Annotated in this window: 5 protein-coding genes and 2 pseudogenes; 3 read left to right on the forward strand and 4 right to left on the reverse strand. The window is 33.2% G+C overall.

The window, feature by feature from the left end:
* Nucleotides 1-51: 51 nt before the first annotated feature.
* Nucleotides 52-7,875, reverse strand: a complete 7,824-nt coding sequence (locus tag AC1XJX_RS12380) for an Ig-like domain-containing protein (RefSeq protein ID WP_482004298.1) — start codon at nucleotides 7,873-7,875, stop codon at nucleotides 52-54.
* Nucleotides 7,876-8,665: 790 nt separating this feature from the next.
* Between AC1XJX_RS12380 and AC1XJX_RS12385 the strand changes: the two genes are divergently transcribed.
* A complete protein-coding gene (locus AC1XJX_RS12385) occupies nucleotides 8,666-8,806 on the forward strand; it encodes a hypothetical protein (RefSeq protein ID WP_482004299.1) in 141 nt (46 codons plus the stop codon).
* 416 nt (nucleotides 8,807-9,222) lie between these two features.
* On the opposite strand, the gene AC1XJX_RS12390 is transcribed toward AC1XJX_RS12385, so the two are convergent.
* The 3 genes and pseudogenes from AC1XJX_RS12390 to AC1XJX_RS12400 form a co-directional block, all read right to left on the reverse strand.
* Nucleotides 9,223-10,761 (reverse strand): MATE family efflux transporter, encoded by a 1,539-nt coding sequence (locus AC1XJX_RS12390; RefSeq protein ID WP_482004300.1) that lies wholly within the window; start codon nucleotides 10,759-10,761, stop codon nucleotides 9,223-9,225.
* 19 nt (nucleotides 10,762-10,780) lie between these two features.
* The gene (locus tag AC1XJX_RS12395; protein WP_482004301.1) at nucleotides 10,781-10,939 is read right to left on the reverse strand and encodes a hypothetical protein; all 159 of its coding nucleotides are present in this window, start codon (nucleotides 10,937-10,939) and stop codon (nucleotides 10,781-10,783) included.
* Nucleotides 10,940-11,047: 108 nt separating this feature from the next.
* Nucleotides 11,048-11,203, reverse strand: a pseudogene (locus AC1XJX_RS12400) (MBOAT family O-acyltransferase); the annotation flags it as partial.
* A gap of 1,295 nt (nucleotides 11,204-12,498) precedes the next feature.
* Between AC1XJX_RS12400 and AC1XJX_RS12405 the strand changes: the two are divergent.
* Both AC1XJX_RS12405 and AC1XJX_RS12410 read left to right on the forward strand, forming a co-directional pair.
* The gene (locus tag AC1XJX_RS12405) at nucleotides 12,499-12,939 is read left to right on the forward strand and encodes a T9SS type A sorting domain-containing protein (protein WP_482004302.1); all 441 of its coding nucleotides are present in this window, start codon (nucleotides 12,499-12,501) and stop codon (nucleotides 12,937-12,939) included.
* A gap of 4 nt (nucleotides 12,940-12,943) precedes the next feature.
* A pseudogene (locus AC1XJX_RS12410) lies at nucleotides 12,944-13,170 on the forward strand (fibrobacter succinogenes major paralogous domain-containing protein); the annotation flags it as partial.

Below are 13,170 nucleotides of genomic sequence, written 5' to 3' on the forward strand. Positions count from 1 at the left end.
AACATAAAAAAACACTACTAAACACAATTAGTAGTGTTTTTTTATGTTTTATTAATTAACTATCAATCTTACTTGTTGAACACCCCCGTTACTATCACTGGTTTTTACTAAGTAGGTGCCCGAATTTAAACTACTAATATTTATGCGATACTTATTATCTATTTTACTATCTTTTGGATTTACTGATAATACAATTCGCCCAGTTATATCGTATAAATAAATTTGATCAAGTTCTGTATTATTTCCAGGTAAAATCCAAACATATTCTGAAGCTGGATTCGGGAATAATCTATAATTCTGCAAATTATTTTCTTGTAATGCAAGGGTGCTAATATTTTTAGAACTGTTACTCTTACTAGTTAATGTATTTACAACACGGACATTATCAAAAACAAAATATTCATCAATCCAACTCACTTGGGCTTCTATAATAATTTGTAAATTACTACCAACTAAACCAGAAACATTAAATGTTTGAGGTGTTATATCATTTATTGCCTGCCCAAATAGCACAGGTGTACCTCCATCAAGAGAATAGAAGGCTTTAATTAAGTCATTATCCTCTTTTTGTCCAAAATCTAAATCATCCACATCAACTGAAATATCCGCTGCTCCATCAAAATTAATAATCTCAGAAGTCCATACACCAGATAAAGTAGACCCATTAACCACAAACCTATTATTCTGCACAGAAAAAATGTTCCCGCTACTTTGAGTCGTCCAAGCGCTATCACCAATATCATTGGTGGCTCCATTATTAATATCTTCAAAATCTTCAACCCATGGTAAATCACTAGGTAAATTTTCAACCACATTTATGGTTAAGGTCGTTGAAACTTGCAAACCATTCGAGTCAACACCATTAATAAGCACATCGTAAGAACCAATATCGATAATTTCTGTAATACCAGTTAATTGGGGAGCGTTTTTATTAAAAAACATCCAATTTGGTAATTGTGAACCTCCATTATAGGTCACTGAATACTCTAATTTATTACCTGCATAACCTTTATCAATATAATCTTCCAGTGTTAAATTAAATGGCTGACCTGCCACTAAATAAATCTGGGAATTCGAAGGTGCACTTGGGTCTCTTTCAGGTTTTATATTAATGAAATAAAACACATTATCTTGCCAATCACAGTTTCCTGAACCAGCTGCACAACCACTTCCAATGAAATCTTGAATGACTATATATTCGTTTGGTACAACATTCCCTTTGTAGTCAATAACTTTATAAACCCGTAATCCTAATAAATCAGGTCTATTCCCATTTATATTATTACCACCAGTATTTAAATAGTTTGCCACTGCTATTCTAAAAGGCTCAGATATAGTAGCTGCCGTATCAAAATTAATATTTGACCCCGATCTAGGTAAAATAGATTGATACCAACTAGAATTATGAAAAAACTCCATACCAGCTACAGTTCCAGTTCCGTTGACTTGGACAAATTTTGCTCCATAAGACGTTTGCCCATGTAATGCAGCAATTTGCATACCAATAACAGGTTTACTCGGGTCAGCTTGCACAAAGGCATCCGCTAAAATCATGTCGCCTTCATACCCTAAATTGATGTTTTCCTCAAGCGGGAAATTTGAACTGGGCCTATACGTAATAGTGTTAGGAGGATTTATGGTCCCCGCATCATTTACAATACTTAACATACTAGACTGAAAACCAAAAACATCAAAGACTTGTTGTGCATGAATCTCATTATCATCTTCCATAAATTCTTGAAAAGCACCATGAAGTATTGCCGTGTTTTCAATTACATTATCTGCATTAGAAACAATCTCAACACTTTCAATATAGGTGTTAAAAGCAATTCCCTCTCTTTGAAATGTTAAAACGACATCAGCAAAAGTCCCAGGTGGTATCGTTAATGGAAGTACCATAGAAACCCCTAAATTATCTAATAGCTCAAATCTATAATCATTGGCATTTGAAAGATTAATTTCTGTTACTAACAAATTAGTTGTTCCCACGTTGTTCAAGCGCATCGTATTCGTATCATGTACATTGGCATTCAAATCAGAACCAATACGGTAAAATGAAAAATAGTCTTCCGCAGGGAAGCCTCTATCTGTACCTGGCACCTTAGTCATATTCTCAATGGCCAATAATGCTCCTGAGCCCGCCTCAATTGTGAAATTATAGGTTTCAACAGTCGTATTTCCGTTACCGTCAACTGCGGTAACTTGTAAATTGTGAGTTCCTAATTCTGAAATAGAAAAAGGCGCGGTATAGGCTAACGAAGCTGCACCATCTAGTACATATTCTAAACTAGTAATACTACTTTCATTACGATCATTCGCACTAAGCGTAACCTCTACATCTCCTCTATAAGTATTAGGTGAACTTAAATTGCCTTCAAAATTAGCTGTAACTATTGGTGGTACAAAGTTTTCATTAATAGGTGCGAACCTAATATAATTGAGCTTGACATTTGAACCGCCATCACCAAGTGATAACCTTAGTCTTTCATTAACCACTTCAATAAACTCAGTGTTCTCGAAATTTACGGGGCCGTTCACCGCATTTTCTTGGTTATAATTGATAATTGTAGTACCATTCACATCCAGAATATGATGGCTATCCGAAGCCGTTGGATCTCCAACACTGACATTCACCTGATACGTTCCGTTTGGAACATTTAACAACCAATCTCTAAGTGGATAAATTGCTGAATTAGCATGACCAATTATATTCAATGTTCCTAACAATGGATTTCCACCTCTATTTCTACCATTAAACCCAGCCTCAGCAGGGGTATTAGTACCAGGGAGTACCCATCCAAAGGTAACATCTCCTTGATCAGTGGTTTGAATACCATAGGGAATACCAATATCATCGATATAACCATTAGGTGAATTAGCAATATTATTGGGATCTTGAAAATTGAATTCATAGGAATAAACAACTTCATTTGTTATTTGCAAATTAATGGTGACCACAGCTTCTTGGTAATTAGTGGCTGAAGCAATTAAAGTAGCTGAGTAATTACCTAAAGCTAAATTTGAAATATTGAAACCAATTTCAAAAGGACTTCCCAAATTGAATGTTGATGGCACGACAATCCAATCCTCAGATGCCGTTAACAAAATTTCTGACTCTGTTATATCTCCTGTAGCTTGCAGGGTTATCTGCTGTGGCTCTATTATTCCATTATATAATGCATCTAATGCCATATTTTGTGTGTCAAAAGCTAAAATATTTGGCAATTCACCAACAGTGGCACGTAATAGCGTAATTTTGGCAATACCATCACCTCCTCTATCATATTCAGAAACATAAATATTTCCAGTGTTTGGATCTTCTACAAGATCCAAAGGATCGTCAAAACCACTTAAACCAGGAATTGTCGTATACGCTTCTAAAATATCACCTGATACATCGGGTTTCAATACAATGATATCATCTTGCCCAGAGAATCTTGCTACCATAAGAAGTCCTTGCAGTCTTCCTCCAAAAGCATCAGAACGGTATTCTATTACACCATTCGGAGACTTATTAAATCCAAAATCGTAAGCTGGTTCACGATAATTAGGGTCTGGCAAAACGGTAGAAGCATATTTTACGTTGTCTATATAGGAGGTTTCTGATTGTCCAGGAAGCCCTGAATAAGACATACCACCATGATTTAACACAAACTCACCTCTGTAAGGATTTGGATGTCCATGGTAAGAGCCACCTTGCGATTTAAACAACCAATCTTTCTGTGTACTACCTCCTGTTAATACAGGTGCGCTTGGGATGGATGTTAAACCATCTATTCTTCTCGCCAATGGATAATCGGCTGTACTTGGAGCATTAGGAGAATTTGTATTATTTCCTGCAGTACCATTGGTTGGCATGTATAACCAACCATTAGTATGCCAAACTAAATCGTAAGCATTTCTAATCCCAGAAGCAAAAGTAGTTAAAGGTGAATTCGTTGCATAAGGGTTATATGTTCCATCGGACATTTGAATGCTCGCTATAGGTGCAGCATTAATTACTGAAATATCATCTGTAGTGTATGCACTTAAGGGTAAGTTTGTTGGTAATAAATCTAAATCCAGTTTCAAAACAGCCCCTGCCAATAAACGTTCAGGCCTTAAACCCCAAGCAGGATCAATTTCACCACCAGCGGTATTACTCCCTTGAGAAATATACATATCACCGTTAGTATCAAAAGCAATACTATTAGTTAAATGATCCTTAAGTGATCTTGGAAGATGAATAACAATATCCTCTACAGATTCTAAATTAGGCCCCGATAATTTTGTTAGTTTACCATCCCATTCCGGACCAGCAGTAATTGATGCCATACTATGTGTAACATAAGCCACTAAATTTTCGGCTGTTGCATTTGGGTCAAAGGCTAATCCTATTATCAATCTATTATCATTTTCTCGAGCACCATCTATTGGATGAGGAGATCCCGTTAAATTAGGAGACAATATTTCAAGATTAGACAATGTTCCATCCGGTTCAATATTCCATCTAAATATTTTACCATCTGACGCAAAATTTCCTATGGTGCTTGCATAAAGTTTTCCATCAGGTCCAACAACCAAGCTCGAAAAATGTTCATTTGTAGTGCCCGCCCCTAACTCAGTTTCACCAGAAACTTTAATAAATTCAATATTACTTAAATCAATATTTATGGGTGGATCATTCGTATTTTCTCCAGTCGTAAATTGAGATTCAAAAGGAATAAATGACATGATATCATTAACATCGCCAATTTTATTAACTTGAATATCGGCAGTTAATCTGAAAATATACGTACTATTTTCATTAAGATTATTTATTGGTGTTAATGTAATTGCATCGCCACCTCCTGTATCGTTTGAATTTGAAGGCACTAATGTTTCATTAACTCCATCATATTCATATAAATTAACATTACCGGCTACTGTACTTGCCGTTAATTCATAGCCACTTGGCACAACAATTTCAACATTAATTTGAAACCCATCAACGGCAACATTCACGCTATTATTAGCAGGAGTTACATGTGTAAAATAGGGTGAGTTATTTATTGAAATTTGAGTAATTTCTAAAAAATTAATCTTGGTATTATTACCACCAATAGCATCAATAGTTAGTTTCCCATCTGATACATAAAGAAAAGCGCTCCCTGAGGCTAGCATTCCTGGACCTCCTGGATTACCAACTGGCACAAATTGATTTATAACGTTCTGCCCTTCCGCATTAATTGTATGCTGCGATCCCACATACTGTGAATCTCCAACACCTACAGTTACGCTATAGGTACCGTTTGGCACCTCTATTTCCCATATACCTTCTTGACCACTACTTTGTACATCATCAAATTGCATGTGTAACAAAGTGTTCTCTAATATGCCAACACCACTAATATTCCTATTTCGTGCCGTACTGGATATATCTATTGGCGTTACACCATCTTGGGCAGATACCCAGCCATAACTGTAACCATTGCCTTTATCTCCATAGCCCAATCCAGAATCCGTCGTATATCCCGCTGGTGCTGTATCAGTGGCTCTTGAAAAGTTTATGCTTATTGGTTCAAAGACTGACCCATTTTCGTCTATTGTCGTAAATGTTGAGGTAAATGCTTCAAACAGCTCGCCTGACAGGTCCATAATACCATTGATATCTACAACATAGGTCGTATTGAAAGCTAATGGTGCTGTTGGGGTTATCTCTATACTGGATTCTGTACCATTGACCACTACACTCAATGGTGTGGTTGAACCTTGCTCAAATAACTGAACTGTAGCTGTGGTTACACTTGTTATGTCTATACCCAAGTTTAGTACCAATTCTTCTGTAGCTATTACCTTATCTACAGGTACCGAAGTAGAACCATCTATAGGATTTAAACTTATTATACTTGGAGGACCTACTGTGGTAAATATTGAGGTAAATGCTTCAAACAACTCGCCTGATAGGTCCATAACGCCATTGATGTCTACAACATACGTCGTATTGTAAGTTAATGGTGCTGTTGGGATTATCTCTATACTCGATTCTGTGCCATTAACTGCCACACTTAATGGGGTTGTTGAACCTTGCTCAAATAACTGAACTGTAGCTGTGGTTACACTTGTTATGTCTATTCCTGAATTTGGTAATACTAATTCTGCAGTTGATATTACCGCATCTACTGGTATTGAGGTAGAACCATCTATAGGATTTAAACTTACTATGCTTGGTGAATTATTATCAATGGTGATAGAGTTAATTTTCGTATTTAATCCCCCACTAGCATCAATAGTAAGTCTACCATCCAATACATTAACGATAGCACTACCTGAAGTAAACCTTCCCGGATCTCCCGTGTTGCCAACTTGAGTAAATTGATTTATAACGTTCTGCCCTTCCGCATTAATTGTATGCTGCGATCCATCAAACTGTGGATCTCCAACACCTACAGTTACGCTATAGGTGCCGTTTGGCACTTCTATTTCCCATATACCTTCTTGCCCAGAACTATATTGCATGTGTAACAAGGTGTTCTCTAATATGCCAACACCACTAATATTCCTATTTCGTGCCGTACTGGATATATCTATTGGCGTTACACCATCTTGGGCAGATACCCAGCCATAACTGTAACCATTGCCTTTATCTCCATAGCCCAATCCAGAATCCGTCGTATATCCCGCTGGTGCTGTATCAGTAGCTCTTGAAAAGTTTATGCTTATTGGTTCAAAGACTGGAGCAGAACCTTCAGCTATAATCTCTAAATTGATAGTTATTTCTGCATTAGTATAGCCTAAATCTGGTTGATCAATAGCGAAAACTGTTGTGCTATATACACCAACTGGTAAATTTGGCAGAATTCCAAAACTCACTTCCCCCACACCAGAGGTTGAAGGTAAAATTAACCAAGAAGACGAATCAGGATCGTCCGAAAATACTACAGAAGGCGCACCAGTTGTTGCTAATAAATTAACACTTTTTGAAGCTATATTGGTGTTTTCAATACCAAAAAAATTTAAACTGGTTTTATCAAAACTTAATATAGGTATAATTTGTGTTTCTTCAACCGAAAAATCAATGAATGTTACATTAATTGGTTCGTTTACACTGGCTCTTCTATGTGAAGTATAAACACCAGAAAAACTTAATTTTTTATTAAGATCCCCTTGGTCATAAGATGTTCCTTGTAAAATAATACTTGGCAGTGCACGTTCACCAATTAAGATTTCAGGATTATTATCTAACGCATAATAGGCCTTAATTAGGTTATTTATCGGGTCTACTTTCAAATGGAGATTAATAACTGATGCATTAGAAATATTACCAGTATTTATTGTTTGGAAAGGAGAACTACTACTTAAATTTTCTATTTCAAACACAATATTTTTTGTTGAGGCGCCTGTTTTAGCAACGGCTATTTTAACATAATGATCCTCATCGATACCGAACCAAACACCAGATTGTTGGTAATTATTTCCAGCACTGATTGAAAAATCAGGATTAATAAGTGACGTTTTTATATCAAATTCTTGTGTTGGCGCAACAAAACCTACTCCCAAAGCATTCATTTGTGAATTGGAATCGCTACTGCTTGGAGAACCTATTGGCTGACTGTAAAAAATACCTTTAGTACTCGTAATTGACAAACCGTTTGCACTTTGAGAAATTAAACTTGGCGCATAACCTGGCACTCCTGCTGTAGCTAAAGCATCATCCGTAGAAAGTCTGGCAGATGGTTCTAAAACCATTGAAAATCCAGATTCAGACAAATTCCCATTAAGATTTGAAAAATCATAACCAATAGGTAATTGCTGTTCTATCAGAGTACAATCTAATGTGCTTATAGGGTTACAAAGCTGACTAAAACCTAATAGAGGCAAAAATAAAATACAGAAATACAGGGCATTTTTTCTCATGACAAAATACGTTTATTAAAAACTTGTTATGCTACAATTAAAATAAGAGAATAGAGAGAATTTTATTTAACAATTTATTTGATACAAAAGAATATAAAAAAAAGCAAGCCAAGATATTTTTACTTCACAAAGCAATAATATTCGTTGAATGACATTAGTATTATTCGAAAACTAACTCTCGTAAAAAAACAGTCTAACCTTATAAATCTCAAGCTTTTAACATGAAAATAAGAATGCTTTACATAATTAAGAAATCTTCAAAATGTAATACCTAAATTTATCATATTAATAATTGTTGATTTAAAATAATAAAGATGAATTAGTTTATTTTCACCCCAAGCATAAACCATTGCCAAAAAACATTTTACAATCCACTATTGATAATTATGGTAATACTTTAGACGTGACTTAAGAAGCCTTTATTTATTGCCATATTGGTAATCGAATTAGTTTAAAATAAGTCTCCAATTATTTGAAAAGTAATTAATACATATATACCTATCTGTCTTAACTTCAAAAGGTGTAAGCCATATACTTATTACAGCAGGCAGCAAAAATGTGGATAGAAGCAAAATACTTACGTCAGCTTTAAATTTTTAAACAATTAGCCCTATTACTAATTGCCAAATAAACAGTATTGGAGAAAATATAACTGCAACTGGAGGTCAGCTTGAAAATAATTGGTTTATCCATATTAGGTCAAGACTTGATTTAGACTATTTGTTTCTTGTTTTCATAGAAAGAATATTTATTTACTACAAAATTTTCTAAAGGTTAAAAGGCATGAATTATGGAAAGCAACGCTATAACAACTTGTAATGGTTTCATAAATATAGCTGCAAACTTATTAGGCCTTTATGATAAAGGTTCAGATATATCAGGAATAAAAAACATACCCATTATTTCTTTAGATAAAGAAGCTTGGAATTGAAAAAGTTTAAGCCTAATGCTATACCTTATGCCTCAAAAATAAACACTATTAAAATAACTGATTTAGGTGAATTATGGAAGATATTTACTATAAAACTCTATTAGCCCTAAGCGCGTTGAAGCCGATAAATAAAATATTATTAATAAGTTATTAGTATTACAGTTTCAAACCTAAGTTAAGATTCTAATTGATGTTGGACCTAGATTAAATAGAGCTGCTTTATATCAAAGCCTATTCATTGTGAAAGATGTTATTTAAAAATAATTTAATTGAAATGTGTAAATTGCATTTTATCAGAATACAAAATCATTTCTTATTTTAAAAATAAATTTAAACCAGCAATTTCAAAAATACTTTGAACATTATCAAAAATTATTTAATTCCTTAAGGGTCGTCATAAATAATTAGTATTCAAACTATTTTCTATGTCTAAATGGTAATTTAGACCTAATCATTGAAACAATAAACACCTTTTCAGGATCTGTTAATCCAATCTTATATATGCTAATTAGACAAGAAATTGTTGCTACACTACCTAATACCAAAAAGCGCATAATGCCTTCGTCCATGGTCACATACACCAAAGTCGGTAGACTAAACGCAGCCAGAGTTACCAGTAAAATCTTCAACATCACACGTTTTACAAAATCCAAAAAATCGAGATGTATCATGTCGCGTAACATATAGGCACTTGCAAATACTGCCATAATAATAATAACGAGCATCACATAAGAGGTGGTTTCGGGAATACCCCCAAGTTTTAAAATGACATAACTAATAGGAGATACCAATAATAAAATTGGAATTACTACAAATTGATATTTTCTTATATCACCATTAGCCTGTGCCGAAACAATGAGGGGATTACGCACCGCCATAAACATCGAAATAAACAACCCTAAGCGCATAAAATACACCGAATGCTCAGGCACTTCTTTTAACCAAATGCTCAATAATAAATTGGCTTCAAAAAACAAGGGTACGACAAAAATAAGCATCAAAAAATAAGAAAACTTGGCCGACCTAAACACCAAATCATGCATTTCTTTAAATTGATTCTTGGCATAGTTTTTAGTGATTTGAGGGTTCATCGCTGTTTGGAAATTACCACTAAATTGATTGATGATATTGCCGGCTTGATTCGCAATAGATGCAGCCGCATTCATCGAGGGGCCAAAAAACAAATTAATAAGTAGGGTAACCCCTTGCGAATACCCTATATATGCAATATTCCCGGACATTGACCAAAAGGCTAAAGAACTCATTTCCTTTAAAATTTTTCTATCCCAACCTAGTTTAAAACGGGCTTCTTCAAATTTTTTATAGCAGTAGATTTGCTTAATAAAAAAATTAATAACAAAGGTCAACAATAATAAGAGCGCATACACAATTAATTTATCTGAGGTAGTCACATAAAGTACATAACAAATTATGAGTTTCATAAGGACATCAATAATTGAAAACAAGGCAAAGGCCCCCATTTTTTCATGTGCCATAATCGCACCCATAAAAGGAACGTTTAAAATACTTAAGACCATGGTAATCGTAGAGATTTGAAACACCCAAAAACTAGCGATCATACGTTCCTCTGGAATTACTGCATAATTATACAGATACCATAATCCAGCTGTTTCAATAATCAAAAACACCAAGAGCGCAATAATCACTTGAGCCGTCACACCAATAGAAAATACTTTTTTAAGATATTCTAGATTTCCTTTACCCAAAGCTATGGTGATCCATCGTTGTGTAGCACCAGCCATAGAACCATTGAGAATAGATAACGTCGACACAATACGACCTACCACACTATATATACCATAATCGACAAAACCTAGCGCGTCTAAAATGATTCTGGACGTAAAAAATCCAACACCCATAGTAAATAACATGCGCACATACAAAAGAGCTGTGTTTTTGGCGATACGTTTGTTACTTTCGGATGTGGTAGTCATTAAATTGAATATTGTTTAATTATTTTGAAGTATCATCCTTTTTAATTCCTGCATTATCAAATAAGCTCCCTTTTCCAATAACTTGTTTCCCTTCGGATGTAAAATAGTAATCTTCTTCAATTTTTAAAGTTTTAAACTCAACATAGTTTAATGTCTTAATTTCTATCCTAATATCCAATTTATTATAAAATACCTTAGGTATTTATGGCATATATTTAGGGGATAAAGGAGCAGAAACACCGTATATATCTATATTTGCATTTTTTAAAAGGATTATTATTTTATCCAAAGTTAAAAAACACCAATCCAACCAACCGCAAAAAACATAACTGGCTAGAACTATTAGAACGTTTTGATCTTTTAAGTTTTTCTTTGCCAAAAACCAATAAAGTAAAAAAACAATAGGTAAAAATACCACAAATTCAATGGAGTTGAATAACATAAATACTATAAATATTAATCAAATATAAATTATTATTCAAAACCGATGTTTTAAAACAAGGCACTTTCGTTGAATTTTACAAAATTGTCGATTTTTAACAAAATAACTGTAGATTTAAAAATTATATTGCATGAAAAAAGCTTGAAATACCATAATATTGAATGGTAAACCATTTAAAAACATACTTGGAATATCCATAAAAACTCTAAAAATATTTACGTTTTACTGGTAAAAATATCTAAGATACAAACATTAAGTATTTTTTTTCAATCATTACCCTGCTTACTTTTGTAAACCAACTTTTTACTCTAATTTTTTATACGTTGTAATATTCATAATAGCTTGAAATAACACTCAATTAAGAAGACATCCAATCAATTAAAATTGATGAATTTTGAAATTGAAACAAAAAAGTCGACAATTAGTTAAGAGACTATAATTCTAAATTAACAATATACATTTCTAATTCATATTGATTATTAGGTTTTTTTAACTAAAGCAGAATGTCTTCCGTTTTCATAATTATATGCTTCTAAACAGTTAAAAATTGATAATTCAGTTGGGACTAATATTGATATTTTAGTTTATCTATCCATCCTATTTTTAAAGATTTAAACAAATTTTCCTCTATTATATTTTCTCGCAGATACCCTTTATAGTTATGGAATGTTTCATCAATCCATGATAATTGTTAATCATTCTTGCAAAAGAATAACCTGTTAACGGTAAATTTCTGTCAGAATAAAAAAATTCTTTTGTTATAATATTATTTCTGATAGTCATATTCAAATCAAATTTTTAAACCAAAAAAATTACCATAACAATAATAGTTATTAACAAATACAATCATTTATAAACAAATCAATGCATTTTATCTATTAAATTTACTTTAAATCCTAAATTTACAATTCAGAAATTAAAAACTTAACTTAAATTAAGTTTAAAAATAATAAAGGGTTCATATAATCCAGATGTCAAATTACATCGTAATTATAGAAACCAACATGAAAATATTATGCATGATATCTATCAAAATTACGCCTTATCACACTTATATTGACCCAAAAAAAAATCATCTTGCTAGCTCTCATATTTGCATTTCATCGAACACCAATATTGCATTTCATCGAAAAAAACAAAACTTTTATCGATATTATTTCTTTATTCAATAATTTTGCTTCTAACCTACTTAACCCCTAAGAATCGTGAAGCTAACCTACTTAACAAAAAGTTGCATAGTCATTTTAATACTATTATTTACTACCTTGTATGTTAATGGACAAAATAATGATTTTATGTATTCAATAAACGCCACAGGTGCAGATTTATCAGGTAATGATGGCTCTTTCAATTATTCCATCGGACAAGTTTTTTATTCCAATATTGAAGCTGATAGTCATATTATTACACAAGGTATCCGACAAAATCATTTAGAAGAGCTACCTAATAATGAAGATATTGATGTTCCAGTAGAACCTGTAACCCCTCAAGTTGATGTGTTAATTTACCCAAACCCTACAACGGATTATGTTACCTTAGCTGCTGAAGGCATCAATTTAAACAGTCAATTAAACTCGTATCAACTTTATAATTACCAAGGTAAATTATTAAAACAAAATTTAATAAAACAAACCCATACCACTATAGATTTAACTAATATGAGTGCTTCTATTTACTTAGTTCAAGTATTTATCAAAGAAAAACTATTCAAAACCATCAAAATTGTAAAAAAATAACACCATGAAATACCTATTTTCTTTTCTTGTATGCTTAACATGCTCACTTTCTATGTTTGCTCAAACCCCAGAAAAAATGAGTTATCAAGCGATTATCAGAGCAACCGATAATACCTTGCTTGTTAGTTCCAATGTGAGTTTAAAAATTCTTATCCGTCAAGGTAGTGCTACTGGAACGGTTGTTTATGAAGAAACCCATGCAGTTAGAACCAATAATAATGGTTTAGTGTC

The sequence above is a fragment of the Flaviramulus sp. genome, assembly GCF_982512915.1.